At 37.3% G+C, this 21,784-nt stretch carries 17 protein-coding genes and 1 pseudogene; 17 read left to right on the forward strand and 1 reads right to left on the reverse strand.

The genetic code is table 11. From position 1 onward, the window contains the following. The first annotated feature begins 147 nt into the window (after nt 1-147). The 9 genes and pseudogenes from JCM17102_RS00280 (at nt 148) to galE (ending at nt 8,760) form a co-directional block, all read left to right on the forward strand. The gene (locus tag JCM17102_RS00280; RefSeq protein WP_025073513.1) at nt 148-1,641 is read left to right on the forward strand and encodes a phage tail sheath family protein; all 1,494 of its coding nucleotides are present in this window, start codon (nt 148-150) and stop codon (nt 1,639-1,641) included. Nucleotides 1,642-1,835: 194 nt separating this feature from the next. Then, entirely contained in the window at nt 1,836-2,258 is a 423-nt protein-coding gene (locus JCM17102_RS00285) for a SoxR reducing system RseC family protein (protein WP_025073514.1), read from the forward strand. 6 nt (nt 2,259-2,264) lie between these two features. After that, nucleotides 2,265-3,215, forward strand: a complete 951-nt coding sequence (locus JCM17102_RS00290) for a Fe-S cluster domain-containing protein (protein WP_025073515.1) — start codon at nt 2,265-2,267, stop codon at nt 3,213-3,215. A 32-nt stretch (nt 3,216-3,247) separates the two neighbouring features. Continuing rightward, the gene (gene rsxC, locus JCM17102_RS00295) at nt 3,248-4,585 is read left to right on the forward strand and encodes an electron transport complex subunit RsxC (RefSeq protein ID WP_025073516.1); all 1,338 of its coding nucleotides are present in this window, start codon (nt 3,248-3,250) and stop codon (nt 4,583-4,585) included. A gap of 6 nt (nt 4,586-4,591) precedes the next feature. After that, nucleotides 4,592-5,584 carry an RnfABCDGE type electron transport complex subunit D gene (locus JCM17102_RS00300; protein WP_025073517.1) on the forward strand — a complete coding sequence of 331 codons (993 nt, stop codon included), beginning with the start codon at nt 4,592-4,594 and terminating at the stop codon, nt 5,582-5,584. Beyond that, nucleotides 5,581-6,315 (forward strand): RnfABCDGE type electron transport complex subunit G, encoded by a 735-nt coding sequence (locus JCM17102_RS00305; RefSeq protein ID WP_025073518.1) that lies wholly within the window; start codon nt 5,581-5,583, stop codon nt 6,313-6,315. The genes JCM17102_RS00300 and JCM17102_RS00305 overlap by 4 nt, the downstream gene beginning before the upstream one ends. Nucleotides 6,316-6,329: 14 nt before the next feature. Further along, the gene (gene rsxE, locus JCM17102_RS00310) at nt 6,330-6,917 is read left to right on the forward strand and encodes an electron transport complex subunit RsxE (RefSeq protein WP_025073519.1); all 588 of its coding nucleotides are present in this window, start codon (nt 6,330-6,332) and stop codon (nt 6,915-6,917) included. 8 nt (nt 6,918-6,925) lie between these two features. Then, nucleotides 6,926-7,497, forward strand: a pseudogene (gene rsxA, locus JCM17102_RS25545) (electron transport complex subunit RsxA). A 228-nt stretch (nt 7,498-7,725) separates the two neighbouring features. Beyond that, nucleotides 7,726-8,760 (forward strand): UDP-glucose 4-epimerase GalE, encoded by a 1,035-nt coding sequence (gene galE / locus JCM17102_RS00320; RefSeq protein WP_025073520.1) that lies wholly within the window; start codon nt 7,726-7,728, stop codon nt 8,758-8,760. A 244-nt stretch (nt 8,761-9,004) separates the two neighbouring features. Here the strand turns inward: galE and ispE are convergent, their stop codons facing one another. After that, entirely contained in the window at nt 9,005-9,829 is an 825-nt protein-coding gene (gene ispE, locus JCM17102_RS00325) for a 4-(cytidine 5'-diphospho)-2-C-methyl-D-erythritol kinase (RefSeq protein ID WP_025073521.1), read from the reverse strand. A gap of 133 nt (nt 9,830-9,962) precedes the next feature. Between ispE and dnaB the strand changes: the two genes are divergently transcribed. From dnaB to lepB, 8 genes are all read left to right on the forward strand, one after another. Beyond that, nucleotides 9,963-11,516 carry a replicative DNA helicase gene (gene dnaB, locus JCM17102_RS00330; protein ID WP_025073522.1) on the forward strand — a complete coding sequence of 518 codons (1,554 nt, stop codon included), beginning with the start codon at nt 9,963-9,965 and terminating at the stop codon, nt 11,514-11,516. A 1,739-nt stretch (nt 11,517-13,255) separates the two neighbouring features. Continuing rightward, on the forward strand, nt 13,256-14,305 hold the full coding sequence (locus tag JCM17102_RS00335) for a hypothetical protein (protein ID WP_025073523.1): 1,050 nt from the start codon (nt 13,256-13,258) through the stop codon (nt 14,303-14,305). Nucleotides 14,306-14,461: 156 nt separating this feature from the next. Then, a complete protein-coding gene (locus JCM17102_RS00340; RefSeq protein WP_025073524.1) occupies nt 14,462-14,689 on the forward strand; it encodes an NVEALA domain-containing protein in 228 nt (75 codons plus the stop codon). Beyond that, a complete protein-coding gene (locus JCM17102_RS00345; RefSeq protein WP_373278850.1) occupies nt 14,661-15,731 on the forward strand; it encodes a BF3164 family lipoprotein in 1,071 nt (356 codons plus the stop codon). The genes JCM17102_RS00340 and JCM17102_RS00345 overlap by 29 nt, the downstream gene beginning before the upstream one ends. Before the next feature lie 590 nt (nt 15,732-16,321). Continuing rightward, nucleotides 16,322-16,495, forward strand: a complete 174-nt coding sequence (locus JCM17102_RS30570) for a hypothetical protein (RefSeq protein ID WP_159106297.1) — start codon at nt 16,322-16,324, stop codon at nt 16,493-16,495. 258 nt (nt 16,496-16,753) lie between these two features. Then, nucleotides 16,754-18,634, forward strand: coding sequence for a transglutaminase domain-containing protein (locus tag JCM17102_RS25550; protein ID WP_306302447.1), 1,881 nt, complete (start codon nt 16,754-16,756; stop codon nt 18,632-18,634). 118 nt (nt 18,635-18,752) lie between these two features. Next, entirely contained in the window at nt 18,753-20,678 is a 1,926-nt protein-coding gene (locus JCM17102_RS00360) for a DUF5127 domain-containing protein (protein ID WP_025073527.1), read from the forward strand. An 8-nt stretch (nt 20,679-20,686) separates the two neighbouring features. Next, entirely contained in the window at nt 20,687-21,559 is an 873-nt protein-coding gene (lepB, locus tag JCM17102_RS00365; protein WP_025073528.1) for a signal peptidase I, read from the forward strand. Nucleotides 21,560-21,784: the final 225 nt, after the last annotated feature.

The raw sequence follows: 21,784 nt of genomic DNA on the forward strand, positions 1-21,784 counted from the left end.
GAATTTAGCACCGAGATGACCTCATTTTTATCGAAAAAGAGGCTGAATAGTTCACTGATAATATTTGATTAAAAGTTTGTTTTTGTTGAAATGAATTCTTTAATTTGCACGCGGATCATTTCTTAAATGAAACAAAAATAAATATATATGGGAACATTGAAAACAACGGGCGTTTATGTTGCCGAAGATAACGTCTATCCTAATTCTGTTGTAGTAGTTCCTACAGCAGTACCTGCATTTATTGGCTATACTGAGAGAGTAGCTAAAGGCAATGAATCTTTGTTGAATAAACCAATAAGAATAAATTCGATGGATGAGTTTCATGCTTACTTTGGTGGTGCCTCGATTCCAATGTTTACTTTAGTTGAAACAAATGACGTACAAGAGGCTTTTTTGAAATGTAGAGACCGGCAGTTTGTGGTGAAACAAACGGGTATACCTTTTATATTATACTACCAAATGCTGATGTTTTTTGGTAATGGTGGTGGTCCTTGTTATATTGTTTCTATCGGTGACTACACTGTTGATAAATTAGATATTAATGCGTTTAAAGATGGTATAGATGCATTGTTGAAAGAGGAAGAACCGACAATGATACTTTGCCCGGATGCGGTTAAGATGACTGACAAAGATTTGTATTACAACCTACAGCAAGCAATGTTGAATCATTGTGGTCATCAGATGCGTAATCGTATAGCTATTTTGGATGTATTTGAAGGCTATAGAGATAGAAAAGATCCATCTGGCGATGTCATAGATGAATTTAGAAATAAAATAGGAAATTCATATCTTAATTATGGGGTGGTTTATTATCCTTGGATAAATACATCGGTTGTTGCTGAAAGTGATCTTTCATTATTAAATATAGATGCTGAAACGTTGAAAATAGTGTTGGAAGAGGAACTTAACTCATTGGATAGCCAAGGAAGAAAGATTAATAAAAAACTGGTTGATAAGGTTAATAAACAGATGAATGCAACTAAAAGGAGTACGCTTCATACTATGCTGATGGAAAATTCTTTGATATATAGAGATATATTGAAAGAAATGGGACAAATCTTAAATTTATTACCTCCTTCGGTAGCAATGGCAGGTATATATACAATGGTTGATAATACAAGCGGGGTATGGAAAGCGCCTGCAAATGTTGTTATTAATCAGGTAGTTAGTCCGGCTGTTGATATTTCTTTAGAAGACCAGACTGATTTGAATGCTCCTTTAATCGGAAAGGCAATTAATGCAATTCGATGGTTTGAGGGAGAGGGGATTAAAGTTTGGGGAGCTTGTACATTGGATGGTAACTCGTTAGATTGGCGTTATATAAATACGTGCCGTACTATGATCATGTTGGAACAATCAATAAAGAATGCATTACATGCATATGCCTGTGAGCCGAATGATGCCCAAACATGGTTGATCGTGAGATGTATGATTGAGAGTTTCTTAACCGGTATTTGGAAATGTGGAGGTTTGGCAGGAACTGCTCCAAGCGAAGCTTTCAAAGTTCATGTCGGGTTAGGGAATACGATGACTAGGGATGATATTTTAGCAGGAATTTTACGGATAAGAATATTAGTTGCTATAACAAGACCGTCTGAGTTTATTGAGATCGCTTTTCAATACCAAATACAGGAAGGCTGATAGATCATTGATTTAGAGTATATTTAGAAATGAATTCCTACTATGAAATATCAGATAGTAGGAATTCTTTTTTTGTGCACGATAACGTATACACGAAAAATAACATTTTTATATGCAGAAAAAATACAAGGAATACTTCGTAGTTAATAAATAATGCTTAAATTTGCCGCAATTTGTAATGTTGAGTTTGCAAAATGGCTAATACAATAAAGCATCAAGGTATTGTGGAAAACATACAAGGTTCTCATTTGTCGGTGAGAATCATACAGACGTCGGCTTGCGCAGCATGTAGTGCAAAAGGACATTGTTCCTCGGCGGATAGTAAAGATAAGGTAATTGATATTACTGACACTGCGGCATCCTCTTACCAGGTAGGAGAGCAGGTGATGATAATAGGAGAAACCTCTATGGGAATGATGGCAGTTGTGTTAGCTTTTGTAATACCTTTCGTACTTTTGGTTACTTCCTTATTTATATTTATGGCATGGATGGAGAATGAGTTGCATGCAGCACTTTCTTCATTGATTATTCTTATACCTTATTATTTCATTTTGTGGCTGAATAAAGCAAGGCTAAAACAAAAATTTTCTTTTACTATAAAACCAATAAATATTTAAAACACTATGAATTTGATTCTGATTGCAGTAATTTCATTGGGGGCGATAGCGCTTGTTCTGGCCGCTATCCTTTATGTTGCTTCCAAGAAATTTGCCGTGTATGAAGATCCGAGAATTGCTCAGGTAGGTGAGGTGTTACCTCAGGCCAATTGTGGCGGCTGTGGCTATCCCGGTTGTAGCGGATTTGCTGATGCCTGTGTCAAGGCTGGTTCGTTGGAGGGTAAATTTTGTCCGGTGGGTGGACAACCTGTCATGGCGAAAGTTGCCGATATTCTCGGACTGGCGGCTGGTGAAGCTGAACCAATGGTAGCGGTAGTAAGATGTAATGGGACTTGTGCTAACCGTCCGCGCATCAATCAGTATGACAGCGCGAAGAGTTGTGCCATTGCTGCTTCATTATATGGTGGAGAGACTGGTTGTAGCTATGGTTGCCTGGGATGTGGTGACTGTGTGGCTGCTTGTCAATTTGATGCCATCCATATGAACCCGGAAACAGGACTTCCTGAAGTGGATGAAGCGAAGTGTACAGCTTGTGGAGCTTGTGTGAAAGCTTGTCCGAAGTCTATCATTGAAATTCGTCCACAGGGTAAGAAGTCCCGTCGTGTATACGTACAATGTGTCAATAAAGACAAGGGAGCTGTTGCCCGTAAAGCTTGTACTGTAAGCTGCATCGGATGCGGTAAATGTGTCAAGGTATGTCCGTTTGAAGCAATTACTTTAGAAAATAATCTGGCTTATATTGATCCGTACAAATGTAAATCATGCCGTAAATGTGAAGAGGTTTGTCCGCAGGGAACCATTATTGCTTTGAATTTCCCTCCACGCAAGCCGAAATCAGAGGACGCATCTGCTGCTCCCAAGGTAGCTCCTATTAAAAAGGAAACGGAAGTTCCGGTAGCAGAAGCTACAAAGGCTGTAGAAACTCCGAAGACTACGGTGGATGAAGCTCAAAAGTAACAGAATAATAACAGAATAAAATACAGAATTGTATGTTAAAGACATTTTCAATTGGTGGAGTTCATCCACACGAAAATAAATTGTCGGCACATCAACCTATTATCACAGCGGAAGTTCCTGCAAAGGCTGTCATTTTGTTAGGGCAACACATTGGTGCACCTGCCAAACCGATTGTGGCTAAGGGAGATGTGGTAAAGGTCGGTACTAAGATTGCCGAACCGGCCGGCTTTGTTTCGGCTGCAATTCACTCTTCAGTCAGTGGTAAAGTAGCTAAGATTGATACAGTAATCGATGCTAGTGGTTATGCCAAACCTGCTATTTATATTGATGTGGAAGGTGATGAATGGGAAGAATCGATTGATCGTAGCACAACTTTGGTGAAAGAATGTGACCTCTCGGCAGAAGAAATAGTGAAGAAGATCGCCGAAGCCGGTATCGTAGGTTTAGGCGGAGCTTGTTTCCCTACTCAGGTAAAACTTTGTCCTCCTCCTTCTTTTAAGGCAGAATGCGTGATCATCAATGCAGTGGAGTGTGAACCCTATCTGACTGCCGATCATCAGCTGATGCTGGAACATGCGGAAGAAATTATGGTAGGTGTTTCTATCTTGATGAAAGCTGTAAAGGTAAATAAAGCATTTATCGGAATCGAAAATAATAAGCCGGATGCTATTGAGCTGATGACAAAAGTAGCTTCCAGCTATGCCGGTATCGAAGTTGTTCCTTTGCAAGTGAAGTATCCGCAAGGAGGTGAAAAACAACTGATTGATGCAATTACTAAACGTCAGGTTGCCAGCGGTGCATTACCAATTTCTACAGGAGCGGTTGTACAGAATGTAGGTACTGCGTTTGCTGTTTATCAAGCAGTACAGAAAAATAAGCCATTGTTCGAACGGGTGATTACAGTGACAGGAAAGTCTGTTGCAAAACCATCCAACTTTTTGGCACGTGTGGGTACACCGATGAGCCAATTGATTGATGCTTGCGGTGGTTTACCGGAAGATACGGGAAAGGTAATTGGTGGCGGCCCGATGATGGGTAAGGCATTGATGAATATTGATGTTCCTACTGCAAAGGGAAGTTCTGGCATTCTAATTATGAATCAGAAGGAAGCAAAACGCGGTGAAGAACAAACTTGCATCCGTTGTGCAAAATGTGTTAGCGCTTGTCCGATGGGGCTGGAGCCATATTTGCTTGGGGCTTTATCTGAGAATGCCGATTTTGAAAGAATGGAAAAAGAAAGAATCATGGATTGTATCGAATGCGGATCTTGCCAGTTCACTTGTCCTGCAAACCGTCCGTTACTTGACTATTGCCGTTTGGGTAAAGGTAAGGTAGGTGCAATGATTCGTGCACGTCAGGTTAAAAAATAACGAATTATGGAAAATAAATTAATAGTATCATTATCACCCCATGTTCATGGTGGAGACAGCGTACAAAAGAATATGTATGGCGTGCTGATTGCACTTATACCCGCATTTTTGGTGTCTCTTTATTTCTTCGGGCTGGGTGCTCTGATTGTCACAGCTACTTCCGTGGCTGCCTGTTTGTTCTTTGAATGGGCTATCGTTAAATTTTTGATGAAGAAACCTGCTACAACAATTTTTGATGGTTCTGCTGTAATCACAGGTGTGTTGTTGGCATTCAATTTACCTTCCAATCTGCCTATTTGGATTATTATTTTGGGAGCACTGTTCGCTATTGGCGTTGGTAAAATGTCTTTCGGTGGATTAGGTTGTAACCCTTTCAATCCGGCATTGGCAGGACGTGTGTTCTTGTTGCTCTCTTTTCCGGTGCAGATGACAAGTTGGCCGCTAGTTGGACAACTGACTGCATATGCCGATGCTACTACTGGAGCTACTCCACTGGCATTAATGAAACAAGCTATTTATGGTGACACCCATGCGTTGAGCCAGCTTCCGGATGCGTTTAGTCTGTTTATCGGACAGAATGGAGGGTGTATCGGAGAGGTAAGTGCATTGGCATTGTTGCTAGGGCTAGTTTATATGCTTTGGAAAAAGATTATCACCTGGCATATTCCCGTATCCATTCTGGCCACTGTACTTGTTTTTGCAGGAATCATGCATCTGGCCGATCCGGAGAAGTATGTATCTCCGGTATTGCAACTGCTTTCAGGAGGTCTGATGTTGGGAGCTGTATTTATGGCAACTGATTATGTGACTTCTCCGATGAGCAAGAAAGGCATGCTGATTTACGGTGTTTGTATTGGTCTGCTAACGGTAATTATCCGTTTGTTCGGTGCATATCCTGAAGGTATGTCATTTGCCATCCTGATAATGAATGCGTTTACTCCGTTGATTAATACATATTGTAAACCTAAACGCTTTGGGGAGGTAGCGAAGAAGAAATGAAAAAATTACAATCATCTTTGAAAAATATGTTGCTGGTACTTACAGGAGTCACTGTTGTCTCTGTTGCATTGCTGGCGTATGTGAACGAACTTACAATGGGACCCATTGCTGAAACGAATGCAAAAACGCTGAATGAGGCTTTGAAAAAGGTTCTTCCTGAATTTACCAATAATCCGGTAGCCGAAAGTGATACGATTTTCAGCGAGAAAGACGGAAAGAAAATTGTGGATTTTATAGTTTATCCGGCAAAGAACGGTGAGGCTCAGGTTGGTACAGCTGTAGAAGCTAAATCAATGGGATTTGGTGGAGAATTGAAAGTATTGGTAGGATTTGATGCAGAAGGCAAAATATATAATTACTCTTTGCTGGCTCATGCAGAAACTCCAGGATTGGGTTCTAAAGCTGATAAATGGTTTGGTGCGTATGATCCTGCTAAAGGTGAAAAAGCAATATCACATGACGAGAGCAATAAGTCTATCTTGGGAATGAATCCGGGAAAATCTCCGCTGACTGTTAGCAAAGACGGAGGTCAGGTAGATGCTATAACTGCTTCTACTATTACTTCGCGTGCCTTTTTGAAGGCGGTGAATGCTGCTTATCAGGCTTACAAATCCGGAAACGGCAGTGATGTGAATGGAACAACAGGAGCTTCTCAGAGAGCTGCCGGTACGGATGCAGCTTCAGGAGCTACTATTAGAGTTGAAACTACTGATTCTGTCAGTGCTAAATAAGAAAGGAGACAGCTATGAATAACTTTAAAGTAATGATGAACGGGATTGTCAAAGAGAATCCTACATTTGTGCTCCTGCTTGGTATGTGTCCTACATTGGGTACTACTTCATCGGCTATCAATGGTATGGGAATGGGACTAGCCACTATGTTCGTGTTGATTTGCTCGAATGTGGTAATCTCATCCATAAAGAAACTGATACCGGATATGGTACGTATTCCGGCATTCATTGTGGTAATTGCATCGTTTGTTACCCTACTTCAGATGATAATGCAGGCTTATGTTCCCGGTTTATATGCTACGCTCGGTCTTTTTATTCCGTTGATCGTAGTAAACTGTATTGTATTGGGGCGTGCAGAGGCTTTTGCAGCTAAAAACAACCCGATTGCTTCTATGTTTGATGGTATCGGTATGGGACTTGGCTTTACTATAGCCCTGACTTTGCTGGGTGCTGTTCGTGAATTTCTCGGAACAGGTAAAATATTCGATCAGACTATTTTACCCGAAGAATATGGTATGTTGGTATTTGTATTAGCACCGGGTGCTTTCATCGCTTTAGGATACCTTATTGCCTTGATTAATTGTATGAAAAAGGATAAATAATTGAAGAAATGGAATATATATTGATATTTATCTCGGCAATCTTTGTAAACAACATCGTGTTGTCGCAGTTCTTGGGTATCTGTCCGTTCTTGGGTGTATCTAAGAAAGTAGAAACTGCTATGGGAATGAGTGCAGCAGTAGCTTTTGTGCTAACCATTGCGACCATTGTGACGTTCCTGATTCAAAAATTTGTATTGGATGCTTTTGGATTGGCATACTTGCAGACAATTACATTTATCTTGGTAATTGCCGCATTGGTTCAGATGGTGGAAATCATTCTGAAGAAGTATCTCCGGCATTATATCAGGCTTTAGGTGTATTCTTGCCATTGATTACAACCAACTGCTGTATATTAGGTGTAGCTATTTTGGTTATCCAGAAAGATTATGATTTGCTGACAGGAGTTGTATATGCATTTTCAACAGCAATAGGCTTTGGATTGGCACTGGTATTATTTGCCGGATTGCGTGAGCAAATGAGTTTAGTGAAAGTTCCAAAAGGAATGCAGGGAACTCCGATCGCCTTGATTACAGCTGGATTGCTGGCTATGGCGTTCATGGGATTTTCCGGAGTAGTGTAAATATTTGATAAATAGTTTTAATAGGGGAGTTGGAGACCACATCTGTATGTAGGTATACAGATCGTGTGTTTCCAACTTCTTTTTTGTTATTTCTCCCGGATTATTGTTTTATTATTCCCCCGAGGAAAATAAATTTATAGTTGATTATTGCATTCTAAATTTTATTTCCATACATTTGTAGCTCAAACAAATCGGAAACCGAAAGAACTAACCATACTTGTAAAATTTATGAAAGAAAGAATTTTAGTAACGGGTGGAACCGGCTATATTGGTTCTCATACTGTTGTGGAGTTACAAAATAGTGGATATGAAGTAATCATCATCGATAATTTGTCAAATTCAAGTGCAGATGTTGTTGATAATATAGAGAAAGTATCTGGCATTCGTCCTGCTTTCGAAAAATTAGATTGCCTTGATTTAGCTGGTCTAGACGCTGTATTTACCAAATATAAAGGAATTAAAGCTATTATTCATTTTGCTGCCAGCAAAGCAGTTGGTGAATCTGTACAAAAGCCGTTGCTTTACTATCGTAATAACTTGGTTTCTTTAATAAACTTACTCGAACTAATGCCTAAACATGGAGTAGAAGGCATCGTATTCTCTTCTTCCTGTACAGTTTATGGTCAGCCAGACGAACTGCCGGTAACAGAGCAAGCTCCGATTAAGAAAGCAGAATCTCCTTACGGAAATACAAAACAGATTAATGAAGAAATTATTCGTGATACAATTGCATCCGGCGCTCCGATCAATGCTATTATGTTACGTTATTTTAATCCGATTGGTGCACATCCTACAGCTTTGTTAGGTGAACTGCCCAACGGTGTTCCTCAGAACTTGATTCCTTACCTCACTCAGACTGCTATGGGTATCCGTGAAAAACTGAGTGTATTTGGTGATGATTATAATACTCCTGATGGTTCTTGCATCCGCGACTTTATCAATGTTGTGGATCTGGCTAAGGCTCATGTGATAGCTATATGTCGTATCCTTGAAAAGAAACAGAAATCAAAAGCTGAAGTGTTCAACATTGGTACAGGACGTGGAGTTTCTGTATTGGAATTGATTAATGGCTTTGAAAAGGCTACAGGCGTAAAATTGAATTATGAGATTGTTGGTCGTCGTGCCGGGGATATCGAAAAAGTTTGGGCAAATCCGGACTTTGCAAATCAGGAATTGGGTTGGAAAGCTGTAGAAACATTGGAGGACACATTACGTTCTGCATGGAACTGGCAGCTGAAACTTCGTGAAAGAGGAATTCAATAATATTATAAAATGTTTTTTTTGATGTAACCTTAAACAAATGAAAGAAACTGTTTGTTTAATTCTTTGCAAGCCACTCTGATGCTTCTTAGTGTGTATGTGAATATACTTAGTTAGTACTTATACCTCCCCGGTATAGACAGGTGATTGCATAGTAGTTTTGTCGTGTTTTATTTTGTGTTTGTGTTGTGACGGTACTACGACGGGAGTCGTGGTACCGTTTTTTGTATATATAGCTAAAATACTATTATAATTTTCCTATGTAGCAGAATGTCCCCTCTTTAAAATTTAAGTCCGGGATACAACATTCAGGTCTGAATAAACCGAATACAGATGATCCGGAGCCACTCATGGAAGCATAAACAGCTCCTTGGCAATATAACTCCTCCTTTATTTCTTTGATTATCGGATGTTGTGGGAATACGCTGGTTTCAAAATCATTAATTAGTAATTCTTTCCATTCTTCAATTGGTCTTCGGATCACTTCTTTTATTGGAAATTCTGGATGATGAGGATGAATTTTAGAAAATGCTTCACGGGTAGATACAAATACATCCGGCTTAATTATGGCAATTTGATATCCTTTTAATGAGAGCGAAATGGGAGAAAAAATGTTCCCAATGCCTTCAGCAAAGGTTGGCGTATTTTTGATAAAGAAGGCACAGTCAGCTCCTAAGGTAGCTGCATATACTTCCAATTGACTTTCAGTCAGTTTCAGTTGATAATACTCATTGAGCAATTTTAGCATAAAGGCAGCGTCTGCCGAACCACCTCCCAATCCTGCTCCAGAAGGAATATGTTTGTACAAATGAATTTCGATAGGAGGAAGGTGATACTCTTTGTTGAGCAATAAATAAGCTCTGACTACTAAATTATCTTCCGGATTACCGGTTATTTCTAGTCCATGCTGATATAAAGCGAACTTTTTATCTTCTTGCGAATAAGTATGAATTTCTAACGCATCTTCGAGAGCTACAGGATAAAAAACTGTTTCCAGGTTGTGATATCCGTCTGGGCGTTTTTCCGTGATAGAAAGTCCGAGGTTTATTTTTGCATTCGGAAAAGTGATCATTTTGTTGATTCATTAAGAGGTTAGTGATTCGTTAAATTACCATTGTGTGTGCAAAGTTACTAAAATCTTCATTTTTCCTTATCCATTCTTCGCGATTATGTTTTATCTTTGTCATCCCATTAACAACGAATTCATGGCTGAGCAAAGAAAAAATACTCGAAATACTAAATCAACCAAAGTACAACCGGTCAATGATTATGGTCGTGTTCAACCTCAGGCACCCGAGCTGGAAGAAGCTGTTTTAGGTGCTTTGATGATTGAGAAGGATGCGTATTCATTGGTAAGTGAGATACTTCGTCCGGAATCTTTCTATGAACACCGACATCAATTAATTTATTCTGCGATAACAGATCTTGCTGTAAACCAGAAGCCGGTGGATATCCTGACGGTAAAAGAACAGCTTAGTAAACGTGGAGAGCTGGAAGAAGTGGGAGGTCCTTTCTATATTACTCAGTTGAGTAGTAAGGTGGCTTCTTCGGCACATATCGAGTATCATGCCCGGATCATAGCTCAGAAATCCTTGGCTCGTGAATTGATCACCTTTACAAGTAATATTCAAAGTAAGGCCTTTGATGAAACACTCGACGTAGACGACTTGATGCAGGAAGCGGAGGGTAAGCTATTTGAGATTTCACAGCAGAATATGAAGAAAGACTATACGCAGATCAATCCGGTGATTGATGAAGCTTATAAATTGATACAGAAAGCTGCTGCGCGAACAGATGGTTTAAGTGGTCTTGAAAGTGGATATACGAAACTTGATAAGATGACTGCCGGTTGGCAGAACTCCGACCTTATTATTATAGCTGCCCGTCCTGCTATGGGCAAAACAGCCTTTGTGCTTTCCATGGCAAAAAATATAGCGGTAAATTATCGTAATCCGGTAGCGTTGTTCTCTCTTGAAATGAGCAACGTTCAGTTGGTTAATCGTTTGATCTCGAACGTTTGTGAGATTCCTAGTGATAAAATCAAGAGTGGACAGTTGGCAACTTATGAGTGGCAGCAGCTCGATTATAAATTAAAAGATTTACTGGATGCACCTTTATATGTAGATGATACTCCATCTTTGTCAGTATTCGAACTTCGTACTAAAGCGCGTCGTTTGGTTCGTGAACATGGAGTACGAATCATTATTATCGACTACCTTCAGTTGATGAATGCTAGTGGTATGGCCTTTGGTAGCCGTCAAGAAGAGGTTAGTACTATATCCCGTTCGTTGAAAGGATTGGCGAAAGAGTTGAATATTCCTATAATAGCTTTGTCACAGTTGAATCGTGGTGTAGAAAGTCGTGAAGGTATTGACGGTAAACGTCCTCAGTTGAGTGATCTTCGTGAATCGGGAGCCATCGAGCAGGATGCCGATATGGTATGTTTCATTCATCGTCCGGAATATTATAAAATTTATCAGGATGATCGTGGTAATGATCTTCGTGGTATGGCGGAAATTGTGATAGCTAAACATCGTAATGGTGCGGTAGGCGAGGTGCTTCTTCGATTCAAAGGAGAATTTACTCGTTTCTCCAATCCGGAGGATGATATGGTTATTCCTATGCCTGGAGAATCATCGGGAGCTATGTTAGGTTCTAAGGTGAATGCTGGTGCTATACCTCCACCGCCGGCACCGGATTTTGCTCCACAAACAGATAACCCGTTTGGAACACCTGCTGAGGGACCTCTGCCGTTTTAAGATTTATTTGTACCTTTATAAAAGATATAGATGGTCGCAAATGGTCACTGATTTTTTTGTATCATAGTTTCTATTTTCTACTTTTGTCCTTGTAAAGTTTTTTAATGGAGATGTATATTCTGAAAACCACATTACTTAATTTTATTAATAAAAAGCAATTATAGGTTCTAGTATATCTGTACATTGAATAAATAATTGTTTTTGGAATACTTATTTAGGATTAGTAATATAGATGTTAGTCATATCTAATGCCTATGTTGTCTATGGGATTCATCGATAATAATATGATTTAACTTTTCAAGAATATATTCTTTAAAACACCTATAAGAGACTCTCAAAAGATGTACAAGAGTCCTTAGAAAGATGTAGAAGAGTTGTATGAAACATATAGGAGAGTGATGAGAAAGATGTAATAGACTTGACTGAAAGAAGTACTTGACATTGAGCGGCTTATTTAGTATAGTTGTACGGTAAATCTGTATCAATTAGTCGGTTAAATCGTAGCAATTAATCGATAATTTTATAGAAAATGAGTGGTTGATTGTAACAAAAGATATGGTGATTTTAATCTATTAGAAGATTGTTATTTTTCTCTTAAATGTTTGTTTTAAACATTAGGATGTTTGAGAATAAACATTGTGGTCTTTTTCTGAAAAATACGGTTCATTCTACAAATGAAATCACTTTTTCTTCATGTCATATTTTTCTATATCTATCTATTTATTAGTGAAATAAAATGAAGGAACGTTTATTATATACATTCATAGGTGAAATAGACCTCCGATGGAATAAAAGGGTGTTCGAAAAGTCACTTCCTAACTTTTTTAACTTACAATATGTAAGTCAACATAGAAATATCATTTAATAAACTTGAATTTATTACCTTTTTTATCAGGGAATAATGGCAATTTCATTCTTTTACTTTTAAACTGTAAGTAACAGTAAGGAGCTATCCGACTTTTTGGACAACCCTTGCAAACTATTAAAAAAGATTCTTCATTATATCGGACTGTTGCATAAATAGATATACAAAAACATGAAGATGAAGCAATGACGTTTGTAAATGCAAAACTTGCTTTATATCCAAATTATACAAAATATTAATCCTATTATTTAGTAGTAAATTCGTTTTATTTTTCTATAAATAGAGTGTAATTAGAATATGGAATGTTTGATGAGTTTTGAATTGATTCATTAAAAATCCTTTGTTCGACAGATATTCACAGTTTTAATGATTTTATACTTTTAGTAGAACCAAAGAGCATTCTTACAAAAGGGTATCGTAACGTATGTTGGTAACATTCAAACCTTGATGATGCACTATTGACGGACATTTTTTATTCTGACCTTGTACTGACAGCAGAAAGATTGAAAACTTAAGTGAGGCATAGCAGTATTGCGAAGATGCTCTTTGTATTCCTCAATAATTAAGGGGTAAAGGGATTAGCTTCCATTGCTTTTGAGCCAAAGGTGAGAAAACACGAAAGTAAAGGAAAGATGGCAACGCGGAGATGTTTACTTTAAGTATTTTATGATTTTAGGAAAAAACTAGAGTGGGATTAGCTAGTTTTTAATATATGTCGTGGAATCATTGAATACTTTTTGTATTTAATCTACGTTTGCTGGATATGATTGATTGCATTCAGTGGAATGTTATTTTTTTTGTTTGATAGGATTTGACTAAAATCGATAGCAAAGTGTTATCTTTGCGCCATTATAAAAGTGTAAATATAAACAATATGAGACGTATAAATATTATTCTATTATCTGTAACAATCTGTTTGGGAGGAATCGTATTTTTTCTTTTATGTAGATATACACATGAGTCTAAGAAGTCTGATGTTAATAAGAAGGCAAAGGAAACCTTTATTAAAGCATTTGGGCAAGAACTGAAAAGTAGGGATTTAGAAGAGTATTTTTCGTTTAATTATAATGCAAAAACACTTTTAACTGCTGATATGCCAGACTCTGTTTATTTCGAAGATGAGTTTGGTAAACATTGGTATCGTCTAGATACTAAAAAGCATTATATGAATGTAACCGATAATGCCAATGTTCGTTCTTTGCATTCTTCAACCTTTAGAGAAAATCCTATTATGGTAGATTCATTGAATAATATATGGAAAAAATGCTTGCAAGATTACGATATTTATGTTAAATCAGGGTTATGTGTCTCGGTAACTGGATATGATAGGAAAGTAAAGTCAATGAGTACTTTACATAATAGTTGGTGTAATATATCTAATCAGGTATTCACTATTTATGTAGGATATGCTTGTGAGATTGAAATAGTAGGCTACCTCAATTACTCTATATGGAATATGATGTATATGGAGATTTTAATTTATTTATTGTTGTGCGCTGTTAGCGTATATATAATTTATAGGACCAGTATTTATGTTGTGATGAAAATAAAATCAATGCGGCAAAAAGAAGTAGTGCAAATGCCTGTTATAGAATTTGTACAAGAAATGACTAATACTCCTATACGCTCATATATCATGCATGACGATGTTATATTTTATGCGGAGCAAAAGAAAATAGAGAAATTAGGAGGAACAAAAGAAAAACTTCAGCCTCAATCATGCCAATTGTTAGAACTGTTTTTTAGAGCAAAAGATAATGATTATATTTTGACTGATAATGATATTGAGAAGGAACTTTGGGGTAATACTGGTACGAATAATCGACTCCATAAATCAGTAGGTCGTTTGCGTTCTAGTATTCAGAAAGTTGAACCATCAATTGATATTAAGAGGAATGCATCAGGTTATCAACTACTGCTTTAATAATTTTTCTCTAAGTACATACTTTGGGATCCTCGATGAAATGGACTATTTTTAGTAAAAATATGGTTTGTCCGAAATGGTCAGCCATTTTTTTGGTATATTTCTTCTTGTTCTCTACCTTCGCATTCGTAATTAATCTTATAAATAGAGACAATAATGAAGAAAATGATTATCCTTTTATTTTTATGTGTTGTAACGGTTGTGGTTGCTAAAAAGATTCATCAAGATAAAGTCGATCCACTACTTTTGGATAATATAGAAGCTATTGCTTCTGAAGAAACTGATGTACCTACCAAATGTTATGGTTCAGGTGGGCTTGACTGTCCAGTATCTCATGATAAAGTTAAGTATATTTATGGAGGGTACAGTCTTGAAATACGTTAGTAATCTCTTATTACTTCTTTTTTTTATTTCATGTGGTACAAAAACGAAAGAATATGCGGAGGACGTATATCCTTTTTCTAAGTTTCCACAAGTAAAAGAAATAAATGGAGAAGTTATAGAACTTGACTCTGTACTACTTCGTTATCCATTCAGGATACATGTAAAAGGAGATAAGGTCATTGTTATGGATTTACATGGTCTTGATTATTATGGTCATCTATTCCATTATCCTGATTTCCGGTATTTATCTTCTTTTGGTAAGCGTGGTGACTCGCCTAAAGACATGTTATCTATGGAGAATACTCGTTTTGGTAAACATGAGGTTTGGACATTAGACGCAAATAAAAACGAATTAACTAGGTTTGGGTTTTCTGCATCCTGTGATTCACTTCTTCGAGATGAAGCGGTGACATTGGATGGAGATTTATTAAGATCCCTTGATTTTGCTATATATAATGATACAACTTTCATTATTCCAGATTATTTAGGTGAAAAACGTTTATGTTGGGTTCACCGTAATGGAAGACTTATAAATAAGACAGGTGAAATACCATCTGCTAATAAAGAGGCATTGCAAGATGCACGACCTGCTTTAGCTCAAGCATGGCGAAGTTTCTTGGATTATAATCCTAATAATGGCGTATTAGCAGCTGTTACTCAATTAGGAGAAGCTGTAGAAGTCTATAATTTAAAAGATACTACTCATATTGTTCGTATAGGTGAACATGGTGAACCTGAATTTCAAGTATCAGGTGGGTATGGAATACCTACAGGAATTATGGGATTTAGTGATGTACAAGTGACAGATAGTGCTATCTATACAGTATTTAGTGGTACTACTTTTAAAGAAATAGCAAGGAGTAGTGGTGCTTTGCCTAGTGGAGGAAAGTATATATATGTATTTACTCTTAAAGGGGAACCATTATGTAAATATATACTTGATCATTATATATCTGGTATTTGGGTTGATGAGATTAATAAAACAATAATTGCAACAGATGTAAATAATGACCAGCCAATAGTGAAGTTTCGCTTTGGCTAAGAGTAATAGATAATTAACTTGGGGGGTGAAGGAGCATAATGATGAATCATAGATTTTGCCGGATCTGTTTCATGTCTTATGCTCCTTGTTCTGTATAAAATTGATAATATTAATATATTTATCTGCTATAAGAACGATAAAAGAATGACTTATTTCAAAGAAAATAATACTTAGTTAAAATTAAATGCATCGAATTACTTCGATGAAATGGGGAATTTTTTGATAAAAAGTGTTTGGTCCGAATTGGTCAGGTTTATTCTTTGGTATTCGTGATTTTATCCCCTAAATTTGCATTCATAGAAGATATGATATTCGTATAATTTAATTTCTGAGGGTATATTGAAAATTGTAAATTCTATATTTTTTTATTTTTTGAAGAAAAGGAGGGCTGTTTGTTGCCATTGATTGGGAAAGTAATGGTAGTATTCAGTTTGCTCCTTTTCTTTTGTAATTGCTCCACATATTGACTGTAATATATAAATAGGAGAGAAATGCAGTTGTTATATTAAATGTTTTGAGAGGATGAGTTCCACAGTTTGTAATGTGTGAGGAATACAACACAAAATAAAGAGGATAGAAAGTACTATAGATTGCATTTAATATCGACAATTGTAGGTACAGGGAAATTCAGGATTGCAGATTTGCATTGGAAGGTATTAACTCAATGGGCTGCTTATTTGAATGATTCAATGATTAAAGAATCTGTTTCATCAGATGAATTATTGAATGGGAACGATGAGTATGTGAAAAGAGTTTTAGGGTAGACGGCCTATCAAAAACTTGTTCGACTACGAGGGCAAATGCAATAAAATCCGGAAAATATTCGAAAAAAGGACGATAGAAAAGATATAAATATGGCTGGTCCGAAATGGTCAGCAATATTATTTTGCATTTTCGTTTTTATCCTTTACTTTCACTGCCGAAAAACAAATATTTAATATGTGTAAGATACTTAATGTGAAAAGATGCTTTCCAATCAGGGAATTTATTAGCAGCACAAAATAAAAGTTGATACGAAAAAGATGGTAAAACGGTATGGATTTCATATTGTCTTTGTAGGGTTGCTAATCGTGTTGGGATGGCAAATAGTGGATTTATTGACGGCTGAAAAAGTTGAACCAATATCTCCATTGGAGATTTCTTTGCAGTTGGCCGGAGATAATAGATATGAATTGGAGAAAGTACTTCGTTATTACCAAAAAAATCCGTCTGATAGTCTGAAATATAAGGCAGCTTGTTTCTTGATTGAGAATTTACCTTATTATAAGTATTCTACCGGAGAACAACTGGAGAACTATAAAATGTATTATGTCTGGTTGAAAACTTATCCCAAAAAGGCACCGGAGGAGATTGCTGATTCTGTGAAAAAGGTATTTGGACCCATTGGACAGCTGGAAAAAAAATGTGATGTAATGGAAGTTGATTCCGCTTATTTGTGTAATAATATAGAATGGGCATTTAAAGTATGGCAGGAGCAGCCTTGGAACAAGCATGTGACGTTTGATGCTTTCTGTGAATATATATTGCCGTATCGTATTGATGATGAACCTTTGACTTATTGGCGTGAAGAGTACTATGAGAAATATAATCCATTGCTTGATTCATTGCGTATGTCAGATAAGTTGGATAAGGAGAATCCCATTGTTGCTGCAAACTATTTGATTAGTAGGTTACCGGATAAATTTCGGCGTAACTCTACAGTTGCTCCATATCCTTTTGGACATATAGGGCCGAAATTTGTTCCTAATATGACAGGTACCTGTCGGGATCGTACCGATTTTGGAATGTACCTGCTTCGGGCTTTGGGTATTCCTTGTGCAATAGATTTTATTTTAGGGTGTGATCTTGCAAATGCAGGGCATTTTTGGCTGACAGCATGGGACCAGAATGGGAGAGATTGTAAAACGGAGTTTCCGGGTTCTTTTGTGTATACTTGTAAGGATGATTGGTACAATAATGACGATGCGGTAAAAGTCTATCGTTCTACGTTTAGTGTAAATAGAGAGTTATACAATGAGATGGCCGAGCTAACTCTTGATCTATATCCTTTTTGGAAGCTTCCGAAGTTTAAAGATGTGACATATTCTTATGCTCGGTATTATATGGGGCGACTACAAATACCATCGTCTAAAATAGATAAGGATAAAGCAAAAGGAAAAATAGCCTATTTATGTATTACCGATCGTGACAGATGGGTGCCGGTGGATTGGACAGAATATGACGCGAACAAATTGGAATTTAGAGATATTAGAAAAGGAGCAGTCCTGCGTGTCGGCACTTATGAAAAAGGGAAACTATCTTTTATCACTGATCCTTTCTATATAGATAGGATGAGCAATAAGTTACATTTTTATTCGTGTGAGGATGAAACGGAAGATGTAGTGCTATATGCAAAGTTCCCAATTGAAAAGGAGAATTTATTTAGGGAACGATTAATTGGTGGTGTGTTTGAGGGCAGCAACAAGGCTGATTTTTCAGAAAAAGATACTTTGTTTATGATTCAAAGTAAACCTAATCGGATGTATACATCTGTAAATAGTTGGAGTAACAAGAAATATAGATATATAAGATATTACGGATATAAAAAGACACATTGCCAGATTGCTGAGATTGCTTTTTATAACGTGAACGATACTGTTCCGTTGAAAGGGAATCCTATAGGTACTAGTGGCTGCTATCAACAAGATGGCAGCATGAATATCCTAACGCTTTTGACGGGCAAACTTGGACATGTTTTGATTATTTGGAAGAAGATGGTGGTTGGACTGGTTTGGACCTGGGTGAACCAATGCAAGTGGATAGGATTGTTTATACTCCAGCAAATCGGGATAATTACATTCGTCCCGATGATATGTTTGAATTATCTTATTGTGATGGTGACTGGAAATCGGCTGGTAAAATAAAGGCAACTACGGATTCTCTTGTTTATCGGAATGTTCCTCGAAATGCGGTTTTGTTATTGCGTAATCTAACACGTGGGGTTCAGGAAAGAATTTTTGTATATGAAAATGGTCGTCAGGCATGGAAATAAAAAGAATGACATATTATAATGGCAAATTGCTAATGATATTTGTATATATCATTGGTTTGCTGACTGCCTGTGATTCGTCGGAGCGCATTGAGGTATTAAGAAATGATATACATCCGTCTCGTCATATATTGGTTCCTTTGGCTCCGACCTTCTCGGTTGAAGTGGCTGGAGATACGTTGTATCATCAATATTTGCATGTGTTTAAAGGAAAGGATTTTCCATTAATGGGTCTTTTGTATGTGGATGGTAAAGGATATCGTTTCATGGGAGGAGACTCATTGCGTATCCGGGCTCTAGCTCCTTTGGCAGGAGATAGCTGTGGATGGAAAGGTAAATATTTCTTTTTGCGTCCGGAAGAAGGTTGGAATAAGATGGGATATGATGATAGCAAGTGGCAGGAAGGGAGTGCTGCTTTTGGAACTGAAGGACTTTGGTATACTACGAATACTATTTGGAGTGCTGAAAATATTTACCTTCGTAGGCATGTAACCTTAAATAAAGAGGCGTTGGACAACCACAAATTGTATATTCGATTTCTATGCGATGATATTGTCACTATTTTCTGCAATGGTGATGAAGTGGTACATTCCAACTATACAAACAAGTCAGTTGGGTGTAGGCAACTACCTGATACGATTGTAGATAAAATAAAAGAAGGAGATAATTTGCTTGCTGCTCATTGTTATAATATTTCAAGTAATGCGTTACTGGATTATGGATTGTATATAGAGAATAAGGAGTATATAGATGTTGATACTGCATTCTTTAAATCTGTAGATATACAGGCAACTCAAACACATTATTCTTTTCAATGTGGGGATGTGGAGCTTCAACTTAGTTTTGTTGCACCTTCCTTATTACAGGATCAGGAGTATATGGGATGTCCGGTGGGATTTCTTTCTTATCGGATAGTGTCTACGGATGGTCAGCAACATGATGTTGATATTTCGTTCGATATGGATATGGAATGGATGTTTGATCGAGTGAAAATAAAAGAGTCTGTAGAAAAAGATTGGAGAATAATACAGGGAGACAGTCTGTATGTGGCGGTAAAAGCGGAAGATGTACAGTCTGTATGTAAGGATGGTCGTATTATCCTGACACAGAAGAATATGATGCGTAAAGGTGCGGATAGTGGTGTAGTGCTTTTGGGATATGAGGAAGGAGAGGTTTTACAATATTTTGGTGAGAATTTGCCTTATTATTGGCAGAGAAATAAAAATGCGAATATAAAAGAGGTCTTGAGGAATATAGGGGACAATTATCAGACATTGCAAAGGAAGTGTGATGAAACAGATATGTATTACTCGCAGAAGTTATCTCTGGAAAAGGGTAAAATAAAGGCTGAGAAGATGTTTCCATATTACCGAAACTTTCTTGCGACTCGTAGACTTTCGGTAGCTCCGGATGGTGAATTGTTATGCTATAGTAATATAGTGGGTAGAGTAAGAGATGCTTTTGATAGTTTTCCTTATCTGATGTTTTATGAACGTATGGATTGGATGAAAGGCACATTGAAACCTGTTTTTGATTTTTGTGAGAATGGTCATTGGGTTAAGCAATTTCCTCCTTTTGATATTGGATTCTTTCCGATTGCTATTCATCAGGAGAGTGTCAATGATTATGGAATCGAAATGGCAGCCAATATGTTGATGATGACTTTGGCTATAGTGAAGACGGATGGAGCTTTTGATTATGCGGAGAAACATTGGAGACATATATATCAATGGGGAAATTATTTGGAAAAAATGGTGAAGAAACAGCAAGAACTTATGGCTGAGCAACGGAAAGATTCCGTTAAACAGCAAGAAACTTCTGCAGTGAAACAGATACCTGCAGCACATAAAGAAGAAGTTAAGGCTATTTTAGGTTTAAAAGCGTATCAGGAACTGATAGAATTACAAAAGCAACGATGAATATAGGAATGAATCGCATAAGGAAGTGGCTAAATACTGTCCTGAATATTGTATTCTGGGGGATTTGTTCTTGTGTTATATTGTTTCTGCTTCAACTTTTTTGTTTTGCATCCTTCAAGATTCCTTCGGATTCAATGGAGCCTACTTTGCTGGATGGTGATTATATTCTAGTAAATAAGTTGGTGCATGGAGCACGGTTATTTGATGTGTCTGCTGCATTGAGAAATGAGGAGGTACCAATTTACCGGCTTCCGGGTTTTGGAGATTTGAAGCGTAATGATGTGATAGTCTTTAACTTCCCTTACCGGAAAGAATGGAGTTGCATTCGAATGGACATCATGCGTTTTTTTGTGAAGCGTTGCATTGCACTTCCCGGAGATACACTAGAAATAAGAAACGGACTGTATGCAATACGTGGTTGTAATGAGATATTGGGAAATAGAGAGGCTCAAATCGAGCTTGCCGATTTGGAGAATCCCGAGGAATGGGGAATTGTGACAAAGACTTTCCCTAATGACAAGCATCTGGACTGGAATATCCGGGAATTTGGGCCATTGCCCATTCCTAAAAGAGGACAATCTGTATTACTTAATGATACTAGTTATCTTCTGTATAGGCAATTGATTGGCTGGGAACAGAAGAAAAAGTTGCGTCTCAAGAATGGGAACGTTTTATTGGGTGATAGTGTAGTACATCAATATCGGTTTATGAAGAACTATTATTTTGTATCCGGTGATAAGATGGCTAACTCTAAGGATTCTCGTTATTGGGGGATGCTACCGGAAGAGTATATTGTCGGAAAAGTGACTCGTATTTGGTACTCGAAGAATAAGAATACAGATAAAACGCGTTGGGAGCGGATAATGAAGAGGATTGAATAAAAAAATACAGATATAGCTAGGTAAACTATTTGTCTACATAAGGAAAGAATAAGAAAAGGGTGTTTTCGGTTGCCGCTGTTGGGGGAAAATGGAACAGAAGTATCTGGTTATGCTCTTTTCTTTTTATAGAAACTTTTCTATGTTATCTCCGAAATATCGAGTATATTATTTTTTTTATATTAATTGATTATCTTTGTAGGGATAAAATTAATAATTTTCTATCTA

This window comes from Bacteroides faecichinchillae JCM 17102 (assembly GCF_000614145.1).
GTDB classification, from domain to species: domain Bacteria; phylum Bacteroidota; class Bacteroidia; order Bacteroidales; family Bacteroidaceae; genus Bacteroides; species Bacteroides faecichinchillae.